The organism is Gordonia sp. PDNC005 (assembly GCF_016919385.1).
In the GTDB taxonomy this organism is placed as follows: domain Bacteria; phylum Actinomycetota; class Actinomycetes; order Mycobacteriales; family Mycobacteriaceae; genus Gordonia.
Genome location: NZ_CP070351.1, coordinates 3,587,866 through 3,604,754, shown reverse-complemented (window position 1 = coordinate 3,604,754; position 16,889 = coordinate 3,587,866). Strand labels below are relative to the sequence as shown.

Annotated in this window: 15 protein-coding genes; 11 read left to right on the top strand and 4 right to left on the bottom strand. The window is 66.5% G+C overall.

Translation table 11 applies throughout. From position 1 onward, the window contains the following. The first annotated feature begins 207 nt into the window (after positions 1–207). The 5 genes from JVX90_RS17380 to JVX90_RS17360 all read left to right on the top strand — a co-directional run bounded on the left by JVX90_RS17380 (position 208) and on the right by JVX90_RS17360 (position 5,779). Complete coding sequence (locus tag JVX90_RS17380; protein WP_205329923.1) at positions 208–1,677, top strand: MFS transporter; 1,470 nt, start codon at positions 208–210, stop codon at positions 1,675–1,677. Between the two features lie 161 nt (positions 1,678–1,838). Then, positions 1,839–3,329 (top strand): alanine/glycine:cation symporter family protein, encoded by a 1,491-nt coding sequence (locus JVX90_RS17375; RefSeq protein ID WP_205329922.1) that lies wholly within the window; start codon positions 1,839–1,841, stop codon positions 3,327–3,329. 31 nt (positions 3,330–3,360) lie between these two features. Further along, positions 3,361–4,029 carry a nicotinamide riboside transporter PnuC gene (gene pnuC, locus JVX90_RS17370; protein ID WP_240193941.1) on the top strand — a complete coding sequence of 223 codons (669 nt, stop codon included), beginning with the start codon at positions 3,361–3,363 and terminating at the stop codon, positions 4,027–4,029. Next, positions 4,026–5,141 carry an AAA family ATPase gene (locus JVX90_RS17365; protein WP_205329921.1) on the top strand — a complete coding sequence of 372 codons (1,116 nt, stop codon included), beginning with the start codon at positions 4,026–4,028 and terminating at the stop codon, positions 5,139–5,141. The genes pnuC and JVX90_RS17365 overlap by 4 nt, the downstream gene beginning before the upstream one ends. Then, positions 5,138–5,779 carry an NUDIX hydrolase gene (locus JVX90_RS17360; RefSeq protein WP_205329920.1) on the top strand — a complete coding sequence of 214 codons (642 nt, stop codon included), beginning with the start codon at positions 5,138–5,140 and terminating at the stop codon, positions 5,777–5,779. Before JVX90_RS17365 ends, JVX90_RS17360 begins: the two co-directional genes overlap by 4 nt. Positions 5,780–5,785: 6 nt before the next feature. Here JVX90_RS17360 and JVX90_RS17355 read toward each other — a convergent pair whose 3' ends face one another. After that, positions 5,786–7,960, bottom strand: coding sequence for an acyltransferase family protein (locus JVX90_RS17355; RefSeq protein ID WP_205329919.1), 2,175 nt, complete (start codon positions 7,958–7,960; stop codon positions 5,786–5,788). A gap of 265 nt (positions 7,961–8,225) precedes the next feature. Here JVX90_RS17355 and JVX90_RS17350 point away from each other — a divergent pair, with 265 nt between their 5' ends. Then, complete coding sequence (locus JVX90_RS17350) at positions 8,226–10,397, top strand: acyltransferase family protein (RefSeq protein ID WP_205329918.1); 2,172 nt, start codon at positions 8,226–8,228, stop codon at positions 10,395–10,397. A gap of 18 nt (positions 10,398–10,415) precedes the next feature. Here JVX90_RS17350 and JVX90_RS17345 read toward each other — a convergent pair whose 3' ends face one another. Beyond that, on the bottom strand, positions 10,416–11,246 hold the full coding sequence (locus tag JVX90_RS17345) for an SGNH/GDSL hydrolase family protein (RefSeq protein WP_205329917.1): 831 nt from the start codon (positions 11,244–11,246) through the stop codon (positions 10,416–10,418). A 131-nt stretch (positions 11,247–11,377) separates the two neighbouring features. Between JVX90_RS17345 and JVX90_RS17340 the strand changes: the two genes are divergently transcribed. Then, the gene (locus JVX90_RS17340) at positions 11,378–12,064 is read left to right on the top strand and encodes a hypothetical protein (protein WP_205329916.1); all 687 of its coding nucleotides are present in this window, start codon (positions 11,378–11,380) and stop codon (positions 12,062–12,064) included. Positions 12,065–12,122: 58 nt separating this feature from the next. Further along, on the top strand, positions 12,123–13,442 hold the full coding sequence (locus tag JVX90_RS17335; protein WP_205329915.1) for an MFS transporter: 1,320 nt from the start codon (positions 12,123–12,125) through the stop codon (positions 13,440–13,442). On the opposite strand, the gene JVX90_RS17330 is transcribed toward JVX90_RS17335, so the two are convergent. Further along, complete coding sequence (locus JVX90_RS17330) at positions 13,402–14,310, bottom strand: EamA family transporter (RefSeq protein ID WP_205329914.1); 909 nt, start codon at positions 14,308–14,310, stop codon at positions 13,402–13,404. The genes JVX90_RS17335 and JVX90_RS17330 overlap by 41 nt on opposite strands. Before the next feature lie 69 nt (positions 14,311–14,379). Here JVX90_RS17330 and JVX90_RS17325 point away from each other — a divergent pair, with 69 nt between their 5' ends. Then, the gene (locus JVX90_RS17325; protein WP_205329913.1) at positions 14,380–15,174 is read left to right on the top strand and encodes a LysR family transcriptional regulator; all 795 of its coding nucleotides are present in this window, start codon (positions 14,380–14,382) and stop codon (positions 15,172–15,174) included. A gap of 4 nt (positions 15,175–15,178) precedes the next feature. On the opposite strand, the gene JVX90_RS17320 is transcribed toward JVX90_RS17325, so the two are convergent. Then, the gene (locus JVX90_RS17320) at positions 15,179–15,646 is read right to left on the bottom strand and encodes a helix-turn-helix domain-containing protein (protein ID WP_205329912.1); all 468 of its coding nucleotides are present in this window, start codon (positions 15,644–15,646) and stop codon (positions 15,179–15,181) included. A gap of 88 nt (positions 15,647–15,734) precedes the next feature. Here JVX90_RS17320 and JVX90_RS17315 point away from each other — a divergent pair, with 88 nt between their 5' ends. Further along, positions 15,735–16,154, top strand: coding sequence for a PaaI family thioesterase (locus tag JVX90_RS17315; protein WP_205329911.1), 420 nt, complete (start codon positions 15,735–15,737; stop codon positions 16,152–16,154). Between the two features lie 19 nt (positions 16,155–16,173). After that, positions 16,174–16,815, top strand: a complete 642-nt coding sequence (locus JVX90_RS17310) for an isochorismatase family cysteine hydrolase (protein WP_205329910.1) — start codon at positions 16,174–16,176, stop codon at positions 16,813–16,815. Positions 16,816–16,889: the final 74 nt, after the last annotated feature.

Here is a 16,889-nt window from a genome sequence, read left to right as displayed (position 1 = left end):
AGTGACAACCGATTGGGAACTGTGTCACGCCGAGCAGAAGCGCCGGATGTGAGCCGGAAGCGCCCACCTGAGGAGTCGAGACTGCTCTTCGGCCCCCATGCTCGTCCGACGTGACCTCCCGGTCGCGTCCGCCCGGCCCGCCCCCGCGCAGGCCATTCCCCGTCCAGGCAAGCGCCCGGAAGCATCCCTTCTTACAGGAGTATCGACATGACAGATGCACTGTCGCCTCTCGGCGTCGCCGCCGCCGCACCGAGAGTCGCCGGCTCGACCCGACTACAGTTGATCGGAGTCGCGTCGCTGCTCGTGATCCTGACCAACGCGCTCACCTTCCTGCTTCCACCTCTTCTTCCGGTGATTCAGGCGGAGTACCAGATCACCTCGGTGGCCGCCGCGACCTGGATCTTCACGCTTCTCACTCTCGGCGGTGGTGCGGGCTTCATCGTGTTGCCGAAACTGTCCGATGTCGCAGGCGACCGCACCGCAGCCGTGGCGGCGTGTATCGCGATGACACTCGGCGGCGGCATCATCGCCGTTGGCAACTCCTACGGCGCGCTGCTCGCCGGTGCAGTCGTCATGGGCTTCGGAGGCGCCGCCCAGCTGCTCCCGCTCGGCTTCCTGCGTCGAGCTCTCGGCGAGAGCGGCCTGGCCATCTCGGTGGCCGTCTTGGTGATGGCTACCGGTGCCGGCATCGTCATCGGCATGATCGGCGGCGGACTCATCGTCGACTACGTGTCGGTCCAGATGTTCTTCTACATCCTCACGGCGTGCTTCGCTGTCACCATCTTCGCGTCCGCGCTCATCATTCCGCAGAACGCGCAGTCGATCTCTGGTGGGAGCATCCCGGTCATCGGCACCACCTGGCTCGTCGCATGGATTGGCGCCCTCCTGCTCGCCATGACGCAGGGGCTCGAGTGGGGTGCGGGAGCATTGATCCCGCTCGTCGTCGGCATTGTCGGTGCCGCGACGTGGCTCCAGGCGCAGCGGAAGACGTCGACGCCCGTATTCGATCCGTCGGTCGCGAAGTCGTCGCCGGTGATTCTGTCGTGCATCGTGATCACCTTGATCGCCATGGTCAACGCGGCTTTCCTCGTCCTGATGAGCAACTTCGCCCAGGTCGACCCCGCGTGGTTGGCTCCGTCCGATTCGTACGGACTCGGTCTCAGCGCGCTCGACACCGGCATGCTCATGATTCCGTTCGCTGTGACCTTCCTGATCGGTGGCGCCGTAGCTGAACGCCCGGTCGCTGCGGGCCGCGGACTGGCGGTCTTCAACGTCGGCGCAGTGATCGCTCTCGCCGGATTCGTCTTGCTCATCGCGGTCTCTGACCAGGAGTGGAGCTTCCTGGTCGCCTCGGGAGTGGTGGGTTTCGGCTGCTCGATCGTCTACTCGGCGTGTTTCGCCCTCGTGCAGCAGTCGGTGCGCGAGGAGAAGGCGGGTATGGCGGGCGCAATGGTGGGCACGGCCATGGCCGTCGGATTCTCCCTGGGGTCGGCCGTGGTCACGACGGTGCTGAGCTGGTCGACACTCGTCATTCCGGGTACTGACATCGAGATCGCGTCGAAGGGCCAGTTCGGCATCGGCTACTGGATCGTGGTCGGCATCGCAGCTCTGATCGTCGTCGCGGTGGCGTCGTCGCGGTCGCGAGTCGTGATGCCCTCCGTCGCCGACCGAGTCTGACCGACACAGAATGCGGGTGCGGACTCGGTAGGCGATACCGAGTCCGCACCCGCCGCGGGACTCGGGGTGCGGCACCGGACCTCGAAACGGCCCCGACCGGACGGTCGTCGCGCCCGGGACCGTCGCAGTGAATCCGATCAACCCGTCGATACACTCGCCTCATGGACGCCCTCGATGATGCAGTCGTCTGGTTCAACGATCACTACGGGTACGTGCTCATCGTCCTGCTGGTCGGTGCCGGCTTGTGGTGGGGCGTGCGCACGGCAGTGGTCCAGCTCCGGATGGCGCCAGAGATGGCCCGTGCGATCAAAGAGCGCCCGCCCACCGGGAAGGACGGCGGCGCTCAGATCTCGGCGTTTCGTGCGTTCTGCATCTCGGCGGCATCCCGCGTGGGGACCGGCAACGTCGCGGGTGTCGCCGTGGCGCTCACGATCGGCGGTCCGGGTGCCGTGTTCTGGATGTGGATGCTCGCGATCATCGGCGGGGCCACCGCTTTCGTCGAATCGACTCTGGGCCAGCTTTACAAGGTGCGCGACGGCGCCGACTACCGCGGCGGTCCCGCCTACTACCTGAGCCGAGGGATCAAGAACCGGAGAGTCGGAATCGCGATGGCGTTCGTGTTCGCCATGGCGATCACGTTCACCTACGGATTCGTGTTCAACGCTGTGCAGTCGAACTCGATCACGTCAGCGGTCGATCTGGCGGTCGACGTCGACGGCGAATGGCTCCCGTACGTGATCGGAGGGGTGCTGGCAGTCCTGACCGCGGCGGTCATCTTCGGCGGAGTCCACCGCATCTCCGGTGTATCCCAGGTGCTGGTCCCGGCGATGGCGGTGCTGTACGTCGGGCTCGCGTTGCTGGTGGTGCTGACCAATCTGACGCAGCTTCCCGGCGTGATCCGAGACATCGTCGAGTCGGCCTTCGGCTGGCGTGAGTTCGTCGGAGGCGGGGTATGGGCGGCGATCATGCAGGGCATGCGTCGTGGACTGTTCTCCAACGAAGCGGGCATGGGATCGACACCGAACGCCGCCGCGACCGCAGCCGTGTCCCACCCGGTGAAGCAGGGCCTCGTGCAGACTCTCGGCGTCTACTTCGACACCCTGATCGTCTGCTCGGCCACCGCGTTCATCATTCTGCTGTCCAACCCGGATTATGGAAGTGATCTTGAGGGTGTGCAGCTGACGCAGACGGCGCTCGCGCAGCACATCGGATCCTGGGCGGGGCCCCTTTTGGCGGTGATCCTGTTCTTCCTCGCGTTCAGCTCCGTGATCGGCAACTACTACTACGGCGAGACGAACATCGCGTTCTTCACGCGGCGGCGGTGGGTGCTCAACGTGTTCCGCGTGGTCGTCGTCGGCTTCGTGTTCTTCGGCGCTATCGCCAAGGTGTCGCTCGTCTGGAACCTCGCGGATCTCTTCTCGTCGGTGATGGCGACGGTGAACATCGTCGGGCTGTTCGCGATCGGTGGCGTTGCGGTAGTGCTGTTGAAGAACTACTCGGAGCAGCGATCACGCGGCCTGGACCCGGTGTTCCACCGCGGCGACGTCCCGGGACTCACCGGAGTCGAGTGCTGGGACGGCACCGACCCGGAGACGATCAGGGAGCCCGCTCTCGCTGCGGACGCGCAGCGGCAGGGGCTGACGAAGAGATGATTGACTCGAACTGAGTTTTTCAACTATCGTCATGGCACAGAACCACGAGGGGAGTGCCATGAACGTCATCGACATGCTGAACACCACGGTGTTCACGATCGGGAATCAGCCGTTGACGGCGGTCGAGGTGCTCGGCTTCGTGACGGGCGCCCTCTGCGTGTGGGCGGTGACCCGTCAACTGAGGTGGAACTGGCCGATCGGCATCGCCAACAACGTCGTGTTCATCGTCCTGTTCCTCGGTGCTGGACTCTATGCAGACACCGCCCTCCAGGTGATCTTCGCGGTGCTCGGCCTGTACGGCTGGTGGATGTGGCGGCGTGCAGCATCGGCGTCCGACTTGCCGGTCCGTCGTGTGACGCCGATCGAAGCGGTTGCCGGAGGGCTGGCGACAGCAGCCGGAACCGTCGCCGTCGCCCTTCTCCTGCACAGTCAGACCGATTCCACGGTCCCGTGGCCGGACGCCTTCATCCTCGCCGCATCACTGCTGGCCACGTGGGGCCAGGCGCGGAAGATCATCGAGCAGTGGTGGGTGTGGATCGTCGTCGACATCGTCTCGATCCCGCTGTACGTGCACAAGGGACTGTGGCTCACCGCGATCCTGTACGCGGGCTTCCTCTGCCTGTGCATCGACGGCCTGCGACGGTGGCGTCGAGACCTCGCAGCCCAGGCGGGCACGCCCGACGTGGTGGTCGTGGGATGACGACAGCACTGGTCATCGGCAAGTTCTACCCGCCGCACAACGGTCACCTCGCGCTGATCGAGCACGCCGCGCGATACGGTCGCGCCGTGATCCTGGTGATGGCCGCGACGCAGGAGTCGATTCCGCTCGCCAACCGAGTCGACTGGCTGCGGCAGGCGTCGTCACACCTGCCGGAGGTGACGGTCGTGGGCATGCTCGACGACGCGCCGGTCGACTACACGTCGTCAGTCGCCTGGACCGCACACGTCCAGGCGATGGAGGTGGCGTTGCGGGTGAACGGGCTGCCCCTGCCGGACGTTGTGGTCTCGAGCGAGAGCTACGGAGAACGGCTCGCCGCGGAACTCGGTGCAACCGCAGACGTGTACGACCCGCTCCGGTCGGGGATCTCGGTCAGCGGCACCGCGGTCCGCACCGATGTGGTCGGTCGGTGGGGGCAACTCCCGGAAGCCGTGCGGCTCGGGCTGGCGACGCGGATCATCGTCGTCGGAGCCGAATCGACGGGCACGACGACCCTCGCCAGGGGACTGGTCGACCATTACCGATCGCTGCCCGGCCACCACGGCATGCGGCGAGTCGAGGAGTACGGCCGGGAGTTCACGTACTCGCTGTACCGCCAGACGCGTGAGGCGGCGGCACGCGCCGGACGACCGACTCCGACACTCGACGGCCTCGAGTGGACCACTGAGCAGTTCACCGCCATCGCCGCGGAGCAGACGCGCCGCGAGAACGACGCCGCTCGCGCCCATCCGCTGGTCATCGCCGACACGGACGCCTTCGCGACCATGCTGTGGGAGCGGCGGTATGTCGGCTCGCACAGTACGGGGGCGCTCACCGCGGCGACGTCGGAACTGCCCCGACGCGCGCTGTACCTCGTGACCGATCACGTCGGTGTCCCGTTCGAGCAGGACGGTTGGCGCGACGGCGAACACATCCGAGTCACGATGCACGACTGGTTCGTCGACGAGCTGACCGCCGCCGGCCACTCGTGGGTTCTGCTGCGGGGCTCCCCATCCGAACGTCTCGAGTATGCGATCGCGACTGTCGACGCGGCGTGGCGCCGAACGTGCCGTTTCGACTCCCCGGAGTGGGCCGAATCGACGGTGCTCGCATGACCGACCAGCCGCTGATCGCCGTCGACGTCGTCCCGATCGCATGGACGCAGACCGGACTCGTCGTCGGCACCGCCCGCAGGCGCTTCGAACCGTTCATCGGACAGTTCGCACTCCCCGGTGTGCTTCTCGGGACTGGTGAGCGGCTCGCCGAGGCGGCAAGCCGCGCGCTCGACAGCAAGGCCGGGATCAGGCCGTCCTCCGTGCGTCACCGGTTTCAGATCGGCGCGTTCGACGGCCCGAACCGCGAACCGCGTCGGCATGCGATCTCGGTGGCCTTCGTCGCCGTGATCGCCCCGAACGTCGTGGACGACGGGGCGGCCGGGGTGTCGTGGACGTCAGCCGACGAAGAGCCGACTCTGCCGTTCGATCACAACTCGATCGTGACGATGGCGCTCGCCCAGGTCCGACAACGACTTTGGTCCGACGACGACACCACCCGAGCTCTCACCGGTCCGTGGTTCTCCACACCCGACGCTGTGCGTCTGACCAGCGACGTCACCGGCGAGCCGGTGCATCAGTCGAATCTTCGGCGCGCTCTCTCGGGACATTCGCAACTGCGGTCCACTCAGGCTCCGGACGTCGGGAAGCCAGGCAGGCGCCCGCTCGTGTGGGAGTGGAGTTCTGCGGACGACGACTGACCGCAATCACTGCGCGGGCGGCGGCGCAATCCAGGGAAGGGCCTCGGCGAGTTGACGCTCGAGTTCGGGGATCAGCGTCCGCACATACGTCTGCGTCAGATGATGCGGATCGCGGTACACCATGATGTTCCCGACGATCGCCGGGCAGAAGTCGGCGGTGCAGACGCCGTCGGTGAAGTCGAGGGCATGGAACAGCGGATCGCGCGCGGCGAGCGCGCGTGCTGGGTCGACCGCGCTCAGTGCACTCGCCCGATCGGTGCCGCACGAGGTGGCGGTGCCGCCGCCGGACAGGCAGTTGGGCGTGTCGATCGGTCCCTGATCATTGTGCGGCCACGGGGTGTCTCGGATGCCGATCACCGGGATGCCCGCGGACGTCAACTCCTGGAACGCGGTGATGTAGCCCTGCGGGAGAAAGTCTCCCGGGCCGGATTCCGCGGGCCGCGTCGAGTTCGTGATGACGGCGTCCGGCCTGATCTTGAGGAGGTCGTCCATCACCGCGAGGTTCCACTCGTAACACTCGGGGTACGGCACCCGTTCGAGGTAGGCGGGATTCTCGTCGACGGTGATCGGGCAGCCGCGTTTGACGTACGTGAGGATCTTGACGCCGTTGGCCTTGGCGATGGGATCAACCGCGCCCAGCCACATCTCGGTGTGGGATCCGCCCACCAGCGCGATCGTCTTCGATCCGTTCACATCGCCGTAGACGCCGACGCCGGGAGTCGTCACGTCCATCTCGACCATCACACCGTCGAAGAACGTCTGCGGCAGGTCGGACGCGGCGGCGAGGGGCGTCGGCTGCGGGTCGACGGCGGGCACGGGGACTCCGTCGAGGAGTGCCCGCGCGCCTGGGTAGAGCGCCGGATCGAGGTTGGCGGTGTCGACGTGGACGCCCGAGATGTGACGGTCCCACGCGGTGATCGCACCCGCGGTACCCGCGGAGGCAGCCACGAGCACCACCGTGAGGATCGCCGGGTAGGTCACGCGCGGGTGCGACGGCCACCGCACGTGTGTGATGGACGACCGTCCTCCGCCCCGCATGGGATCCTCGACGTACCGCTTCATCAACCACGCGAGGCCGAGGGACACGGCGAGGATCGCGGTGCCCTCGACGAACGTCGCGTGGTCGGTCCCGTGCCAGGTCAGGTAGAAGATCAGCAGCGGCCAGTGGATCAGGTACAGCGAGTACGACAGTCCGCCCAACCAGACGGCTCGGTGACTCGCGAGCATCCCGTTCGCCGCGGGCCGGTTCTGACCGGGGGAGACCTGGCCGGACCAGATGATCAGCAGCGTCGCCCCGACCGGGACCCACGCCAGTGCTGCGGGGTACTCGGCTACGCCGTCGATCCACCAACCGCAGGTGGCGATGACGATCAGCGCGGCGACGGTCACGGCGCTGCGGATCCGCGTCGGCACCCGCCAGGTCGGCATCCATATCGCGAGAAGGCCGCCGACCAGCGGCTCCCACAGTCGCGACAGGGTGTCGTAGTAGTTGTACGGCTGATCGATGTGCAGCCGGTGCTGCGCCCAGACGAACGATGCGGCCGCCACCGCGCCGACGAGCACGGCGAAGATCGCACGGACCACCACGGGCCGAGTGAACACCTCGAAGCGTGAACCGAGGATCTTGATGACGCCGGCGACCGTCAGCAGGACCAGCAGGGCTCCGACGAAGAACTGGCCCTGCATCGACATGGACCACAGATGCTGGAGAGGACTGTTGGCCGAACTTGCGGCCAGGTAGTCCTGCGAGTTCTTCGCCAGGTGATAGTTCTGGAAGTACAGGGCGCTCGCGATCACCTCGCGCCCGACGTTCAGCCAGCGAGTCTGTGCGATGACTGCAATCGTCAGCAGCGCTACGACGATCAGGACTGTGTAGAGCGCAGGGAGCAGCCGCCGCAGCAGCCGCTTGAGTCGTGGCCAGGGGCTGATCGTCTCGCCGAAACCGATCAAGCTCGACTGGCTGTGGATGGTGTGTCGGACCAGTGACCCGATGAAGAAGTATCCGGACAGGGTGAGGAACACGTCGACGCCGCCGGAAACCCGACCGAACCACACGTGGAAGCAGGCGACGAGGGCGATGGCGATACCGCGGAGTCCGTCGAGGTCGGTGCGGTAGGCGGGGCTGGCGGCTTTTCCGGACGACTCCGACTTCCCGGCCCCGCTCACCGCCGGATTCGCCATGGTCGTCTCCCGTTCCTGCTCCCACCTGCAGTCGGGTGGACACCGCGTTTCCCCTGGCAGGTGCCGGGTTCGCAGCTTGCGATTCTAGCAGCCGCGACGAACCGGACTCGTCCACGGCCGCTCCCGAACGCCCTCACTGTGACGTGCATCGAACGGATGACGAACGCCTGTCGTCCGATCGGCTGTGGCCGATCTGCTCCGTTATGCTGGGCCGCGTGCTCTGCGTTGACGCCGTCGACAAACAGGCGCGGCAGGAGTGCATCCGATGACGGGAACGATCACCGAGCGCCCACGCGTCCACACTGTCGCCATCCGGAAACCGCGGCTCGTCGAAGAGACCGTGGACGTCGCGCTGCCCGAATCCGACGACGTCATCAACGTTGTCGAAGAGACTTTGCCGGACGCCCCGCCTGCACCGGAGCCGGTCGACGAGACCGTCGATCCGGTTGTCGAAGAGCCCGTCGACCTGACCTTCCCGGTTGCCGGACTGGTTGTGGAGCCGGAAGCAGTCGCGCCGGAACCAGATTCCAAGCCAGAACCAGAGGCTGATCCGGAGCCCGCGCTGAAGCCGCAGCCCAAGACGGGTGGGATCCGTCGGGCCCCGGCCCTCGACGGCCTGCGCGGTATTGCAGTGCTCTCCGTCGTCATCTATCACCTGTTCGGAGATGTGATGCGCGGCGGATATCTCGGCGTCGACATCTTCTTCGTCCTCTCGGGTTTCCTGATCACGTCTCTCCTTGTCCGCGAGTTCGGTGCAGGCGGACGGGTGTCGCTCAACGGGTTCTGGACACGTCGAGCGCGCCGGATCCTGCCCGCGTCCGTCGCCGTACTGGTGGTGTCCAGTGCGGTCGCCGGACTCATCGGCGGCGACGTCGCAGTGAAGCTGAAAGAGCAGTTCTTCAGCTCACTGCTGTTCGTGAACAACTGGGTGCAGATCGTGCAGTCGCAGAGCTACTTCGCCGAGACCACACCGCGCATCTTCATGCACTACTGGTCGTTGGCGATCGAAGAGCAGTTCTACGTGATCTGGCCGCTGATGTTCCTCGGCGTCATGGTGCTCACGCGAAAGCTGGACATCCGGCGTCGCCTGCTCGTCGCGGCGGTGATCGCCACCGTCCTCGGCCTGGCCTCAGCGGCTGCGATGGCCTTGCTGCACGATCCGGCCGCCGACCCGAGTCGTGTGTACTTCGGCAGTGACACGCACCTGTTCGGGCTGCTCGCGGGTGCCGCACTGGCCCTGGTCATCACGGCGCCCGCGTCCGACGCCGTCGACTCCTGGCCGCTGCGACGTAGCCCGGTGGTCGCGAAATGGCTCGGAGTGATCGTTGCGCCGGTCGCTTTTGTCGGGCTCATCGTGATGCTGTTCGTCCTCCCCGACACGGCGTCGGCCACGTACCGCGGCGGCCTGCTCGTGGCCTGCCTGCTGACGACGGTCCTGGTGCATAATGCGGTCCGCGAAGCGGGGCCGATTCCCACGGTGTTGAGCAACCGCGCGCTGCGGTGGTTCGGCGCGCGGTCTTTCAGTCTCTATCTGTGGCATTGGCCCGCATTCATCTTCACGCGCGAACTGATCAACGGCAGTGGGATCGACGCGACGCACACGATGCCCGGCTGGATGATCGGGGTGATCGCGGCCGCCGTCAGTGTTGCACTGTCCGAATTCTCGTACCGCTGGATCGAGACGCCGTTCCGCCGGCTCGGCTTCCGAGGTGTGCTGACCGCGGTAGGTGCCAGTGCTCGACGGGTCGCACCGCTCGCAGGTGTGGCGGCGGTTCTGGCCGTGGTGATGCTCGCCGGTTCGGCGCTCGGATCGAGTCCGTCGAAGTCGGCTCTGGAACAGCAACTCGACGATCTGGCCGAGATGCAGCGCCAGGCGAATGAGGCTCCCGCTGTTGTCCTGCCGCCGAAACCGTCGCGCGAGCTTCCGACGGGGCCTGAGGTGACCGCGGTCGGCGACTCGGTGATGCTCGCGTCGTCCCAAGCGCTGCGGAGGAGACTGCCAGGCATCTACATCGACGCCGAGGTGTCGCGGCACTACTCGGGCGGCGAAGGCGTGCTCGCCGATCTGCTGGCCAATGACAAGATGCGCGAGTTCGTCGTCCTCGGTTTCGGAACCAACGGCCAGGCGTTCCCCGGCCAGCTCAACCGCATCATGCGAATGCTCGGTCCGGACCGAAAAGTGGTGCTCGTCGTCCCCTTCGGGCCCGTCGACGGCATTCCGCAGGCGGCGAATCAGGTGCTCCGCTATGTCAAACGCAAGCCGAACGTGTTCCTCGCGCCCTGGTGCTCGATCGCTGCGGCCAATCCCGGCGACCTCGGCGCCGACGGCGTCCATCCGGTGGGCCCCGGCCTGCGGCTCTACGTGGACGCGGTGGAACAGGGGCTCCGTCAGGCCGTGCGTGGTGAGCGCGACCCGAACATCACCTGTCCGCTGTAGGCAGGTGTCGCACTCGCTTCAGCCCGCTATCCAGGCCCTGGTCGGCGACGCGCCGCCGCCCGTCGGATAGGCGGCAGCCAGCGCATCGGCGAATCGACGATTGCGGTCGGCATAGGCAGCCGACGTGTAGTGGATGCCGTCGGTGAACATCTCTGGACGAGCCGTGGCGGCCCAGTCGTAGACGGCGAGGTTGGGGTAGCGAGTGGTCGCACGGCGGAGGGCGTCGTTGAACGCCTTCATCGACGCCCTGCCGAACGCGGGGTTCGACGGGTTGGACGACGCGATCGTCGGCCACAGCACGGCCCGACCGGTCAGTTGCTTCATGATGCGGTCGATGCGTTCGTCTGCACCGACGGAACTGCCGCCGCTGATGGCGCCTGCGTCGTTGACGCCCATCGCGATCACCCAGCAGGCGTTCCCCGCCGAGGCCGAACGTGAGGTCACGGCGTGCTCGGCATCGACGCCGGGACCGCCGACGATAGCCCGCCCAGACAGGGCGTCGACGGCCACCGAGCTGACGCCGACCCTGCCGTACTGCGCTGTCGCCGTGTCGTCTGCGCGGGGGAGTGCGGTTGCGGAGTCGGCGGAGACCGATGTCGAGTCGCCGATCTGCACCACCTTCGTGCAGTGTGTCCGTCCGTCCGGCCTCGGGAGGGGAGCCTGCTGGAGCAGTCCCGGAAGGATCTCCAGAACGGAGGGGAGGCCTGCCGAGGAGTTCGACAGCGACGATAAGTCGGGCATGGCGGGTAGTGCCGACGCGGGCGCGGGGGCGCTCAGTGTCACGGCGACGCCGACGCTGACCGCACCGAGGGCGGCCGTACGAATATGGGTGCGCAGAAGTTTCGTCACAATAGTCCCACTGAACTACATCAGTTACTTCAGTAACAAGTGGTGGTTGGTCACGACTTGGGAACGGGTTGTCCGTCACAACCTGACCTCGCGATTCGACTACGGTCGCGCAACCGGAATATTTTCATTGGGTGCACTCCGACGACGACTCCGCCACCACCGCATTTCGCGAGCCTGGCGAACTGCCCATTCCGTTCACCGAGGCGCTCGCCGAGTGGGCCCCCGTCGCTCGGGACCTCCTGATCGAGACGGCGAAGGTCTTCGGCTCACTCATCACGCAAGCCGAGGTCGCGTCGAAGGTGCAGAGCGAGACCGGCATCCGCGCCGGCCGTCCCGTCCGCCTGTGGATCAACGATCTCCTCGCGGCAGTGACCCGCCTGCGTGGCGAGGGCGAACCTCTCCTCGCGTCGCTCTGCGTTCGCCTGGACGAGAGTGTCGGGGACGCCTACCTCCACGTCGTCGAGGTGGCTGGCCGGGACAAGCCGGAGGATCCTGATCGCGACGCGGCCGTCGCACGGTTCGACTGTTACGTGTTCGCGGGAGCCGCGATGCCGCCGGGAGCACGACCGATCCTTGCTCCGCGCGTCGCCGAGCGTCGTGCCGTCGCCGCTCGCGCACAGGCGCCGCGCAAGACGGCCAAACCGAAGGCCGCACCGAAGGCGAAAGCCGAGCCCCGAGCCAAGGCGGAGCCGAAGCCGCGCGCGGCCGCAAAGCCGAAGTCCGCCAAGGCCGCGGATCGGGAAGAGCCCAAGCCTCGGCTGTGCCCGACCTGTTTCACCGCACTGCCCGCCACCGGGCACTGCGGATACTGCGACTGACACGGCCGTCGGCGGGTTCCTGCCTGTCGATCGAACGGTTGACGTTATCGTCAACGGAATGAATCGCAGGCGAATCATCATCGCGTCGATGGTCGGCACCACCATCGAGTTCTTCGACTTCTACATCTATGCGACCGCGGCGGTCCTCGTCTTCCCGACATTGTTCTTCCCCAAGGGGGACGACACCGCGGCGCTCCTCGCGTCGTTCGCCACGTTCGGCCTGGCGTTCGCCGCGCGGCCGATCGGCTCGATCCTCTTCGGTCATTTCGGTGATCGGGTGGGGCGCAAGGCGACCTTGGTCGGATCGCTTGTCACGATGGGCGTCGCAACGTTCCTCATCGGTGTGCTGCCGACATTCGAACAGGCCGGCTACCTCGCACCCGCGCTGCTGGCGCTGATGCGATTCGCGCAGGGGCTCGGCCTCGGCGGTGAATGGTCGGGCGCGGCGCTTCTCGCCACGGAGACTGCGGAGAAGGGTAAACGGGCGTGGGCGGCGATGTGGCCCCAGCTCGGTGCGCCGTTCGGGTTCTTCCTGGCCAACGGCACCTTCCTGGTGATCATGTCGGTGATGGACTTCGACTCGAAGACCTCCGGTGCGGATCATCCGTTCATGACGTGGGGCTGGCGCATTCCGTTCCTGCTGTCGGCGTTCATGGTGATTCTCGGCCTGTACGTCCGACTCAAGCTGACCGAGACTCCGGTGTTCGCGAAGGCCGTCCAGGAGGGCAAGAAGGTCAAGACCCCGCTGGGCGAAGTGGTCCGGACGGCGTGGCGTCCGCTCATCATCGGCACATTCGTCATGGTCGCCACCTACACGCTCTTCTACCTGGTCACTACCTGGGTCGTGTCCTACGGAACCGGCAAGGTCGTCGACAAGTCCGGCACGAAGCTTGGAATCTCGTACATCGACTTCTTGCAGATGCAGCTGATCGCCGTGGTGTTCTTCGCCGTGTTCGTCGCGGTCTCCGGACAGCTCGCCGACCGCTTCGGGCGTCGACTCGTCCTGATCATCGCGACGGTCTTGATCATCGTCTACGGACTGTCGTTCCAGTGGATTCTCGATCCCGCGCACGTCACGCAGGGGTCGATGCTGGCGGTCCTCATCGTCGGCCTGACGCTGATGGGCTTCACGTTCGGTCCGATGAGCGCCGTGTTGCCGGAGCTGTTCGCGACCAACGTCCGCTATACGGGCAGCGGTATCGCGTACAACTTCGCGTCGATCATCGGCGCCGCTATCGCCCCGTTCATCGCGACGTGGCTCGTCGCCGACTTCGGGGTCGGATGGGTGGGCGTCTACCTCGCGATCGCGGGCGTCTCGACCCTGATCGCGCTGATCGTCATGAAGGAGACGCGAGACGTCGATCTCGACCGCGTCTGATCGACCGGCGTGATCGGGTGTCCGGGCGCTGCAGCATCACGAGTCCGACGACGGCGACGGCACCGCCGACGATCGCCAGTGGCGGCACACCGGTGCCGGTCAGGAGATAGTCCAGGCCCGCGGCGCACGACGGGACCACGAGAAACAGTCCGCTGACCACCACGGCGCCGCGCTCTCGCGTGATCCGATAGAGGAGCGCTGTGGCGATCACGCTGACGACAATCGTCACCCACGCGACGGCTACGACCGACGACACCGTCAAGTGGACCTCGCCTGGCCCGATCGCCATGACGACGCCACCGAATACCGTTGCGCTGACAGTCGACTGAACGGCGACGCACGACCAGCCCGTCGTCGACGTGACCTTGGCCTGCACGAGGGTTCCCGCGGTGATCGCGAGAAGTGCGACGGCGGCGAAGGCGAACGCCACGATGGAGGCGTCGCCAGTGCCCGAGGTGTCGGCGACGACGGCGACACCTACGCCGATCACGCCCAGACCCGCGCCGACGGCGGTGCGTCGCGACAGTGCGCCTGCCGCCACCACGGTGAGCAGGGGCTGCGCCGACATGATCAGCGAGATCATTCCGGCACCGATGTGATGGGCGATAGCGAGGAAGTACGCGCACTGGTACGTCACCTGCAGAAGGAGCCCTGCGCCGACGACGATCGCCAGTTCTCGGCCGGTCGGCAACGTCGACCGAGTTGTGAGGACGATGGCCCACGCACAGGAAGCGGCGCCGATCGCGCGGACGGTGAGGAACGTCTGGGGTGACATGCCGTCGAGTCCGATGCCGATCGCGACGGCACCGCTCGACCAGAGCAGTACCAGCAATGTGGGTTCGCCGACGAACCGCAAACGTGTGGTCATCGGTCAGACGGTAGGGATGCGGACCGGGTATCGGCAGTGCCGCAGCGGAGATCCCCATACAGTTGGCGTATGGCTGAGATTGAGCGGCTGCGGTACGTCGTGACCGTCGCCCGTGCGGGCGGGATCTCGGCTGCCGCGCGTGCTCTGGGAGTGTCGCAGCCAACGGTCAGCCGTGCGGTGGCCGACGTCGAACGAGCGCTGGGGGCGCCTCTGTTCGACCGCCGGTCGACGGGCACTCGACTCGCGCCGGGTGCAGCGGAACTCCTTGTCGGGATCGAGCGGGTCGTCGACGGGTACGACGAACTGTTCGGGGGCGGCAGTTCGGACGGTCCGCTGACCATTGGTTACGCGTGGGGTGGTCTGACGCCGAAGCTCGAACAGGGGCTCGACGCAGGACCGTCGTACGAACTCCGGCACGCTGTGGATCCGGTCGGTGAATTGGTACACGGCAGGGTCGACCGTGCCCTGATTCGGATACCGTCACCCGACGCTCCGGTGCCCGCGCACACGGTGCTGCTCGCGGAGGAGTCGGAGCGACGGGTGGTGCTGGTCAACGCCCGTCACCGTCTCGCCGACCGGGCGTCGGTGACGTTGGCCGAGCTGTGCGCCGATTCGACGCCGGTCCTCAGCGAGGGGTCGGGGACCGTCCCGCATGATCTGTGGGGTGTGTTCGATGGCGAGCCGGTTGTGGTGCCCGATCCCTTGACCTGGCTGAACGCGATCGCTGCGGCGCCGGACAGGTTTGGTGTCACGTCGGTCAGCACGGCCGAGTTCCACATTCATCCGAGAACCGTGTACCTGCAGTGTCCGGATCTTCCGCCAGTGACGGTTCGGCTGTTGGGGCCGGTGCGCGGCCGCCGATGACCCGCTACTGGTGAATGCGCGCGCCGGGGCCCGGCTCGGCGTGGATGTCACGCCGATTCTCGATTTGATGGCCTGCTGCGCACCGCAGCTCGAGCGCCACCGGCGCACCACAATCGTCGTGGACCATGGCCAGCGCAGGCCCCTCTGGGTCGGCGCGGTGTGTGTCGCCCCAACTCAGCAGCGAGAGCAGGACCGGCTGAAGGTCGAACCCGGCCGGGGTCAGCCGGTACTCCTTGCGACGCCGCGCACCGGCCTCCTGGTAATCGACCGCGCGGAGAACGTCGTTGTCGACGAGCCGTCGGAGACGATCGGAGAGCACGGAGTCGGAGACACCCGTGTGTGACTTGATCTGATCGAAGCGCCGCACACCGTTGAACACCTCGCGGAGGACGAGGACACTCCACCGGTCACCGATCACGTCGAGGGTTCGCTGCACTGAGCAGTTCCCCGGGTCGATGTCGAGCCACTTCATTCACCCAGACTAGCTGACTTCACTATTGACAGTCAGCATGCGGCCGATCTAACTTCGTAATCAATAGTCAGATTCGAAGGAGAAGCCCATGACCGACAGTGCGATGCCCGAGGTCGGCCTCGACGGCGCGAGCGAGTTCCTCCGAGCCGCGGGCATGGTGCCGACGGTGGTGACGGGAACTCGCGTGGAGGGATACGTCGATCTCGACGAACGCCATCACACGCCGTGGGGAGTGGTGCACGGTGGCGTGTACGCCACGTTCGTCGAGAGTGCGGGCAGCATCGGTGCGAGTGCCGCCGTCGCCGACCGCGGCCAGTTCGCCGTCGGCGTCCACAACGCCACCGACTTCCTCCGCCCGTCGACGGGGGGCCGTGCGACGGTGATCGCCGAGCCGATTCAGCAGGGCCGGACCCAGCAGTTGTGGCTCGTCGAGGTGACCGATGACACGACAGGCAAGACTCTCGCCCGCGGCCAGCTGCGATTGCAGAACGTTCCGTTGCCCTCCTGACATGAGTCATGATCGGGGTATGTACCTCGATCCCGACTGGGCGACGTCGGCCCTGTTGATCATCGACGTCCAGAACGACTTCGCGATCGGCCCGCGCGCAGTCGAAGGGACGGCCGATCGAATACCGGAACTCGCTCGCCTCGCGACGTCGTTCCGCGCAGCAGGCAGGCCGATCGTGCACATTGTTCGGTCGTATGAGGCCGGGGAATCGGACGTCGACCTCGTGCGGCGTGCGGCGATCGAGTCCGGTGACGCGGTCGTCCGCCCAGGGACGAGGGGCGCGGACATCCCGGCCGCGCTCCTGCCTCACGCTCTGACGCTCGATTGGAATCTACTGCGGAGTGGTGAGACCCAGCAGATCGGCCCCGACGAGTCGGTGATGTACAAACCGCGCTGGTCGGCGTTTCACCGGACATCGCTGGATCGCACGCTTAGCGACCTGGGGATCGACACCGTCGTCGTGGCCGGGTGCAATCTCCCGAACTGTCCACGAGCAACGCTGTTCGACGCTTCGGAACGTGACTACCGGACCGTTCTCGTCGTTGACGCGACGTCGCAGACCACGCCGGAACGCCTCGCCGATCTGGAGTTGATCGGAGTTCGTCTTCGGACGGTCGACGACGCCGTCGCCGAATTGAGTGTGATCCCTCCTGCTCCTTGAGCGAACGGAGTGAGTCGAAAGGTCATCTGCGCGCTTCGACTCACTTCGTTCGCTCAACGAGCAGCGGGACGGGA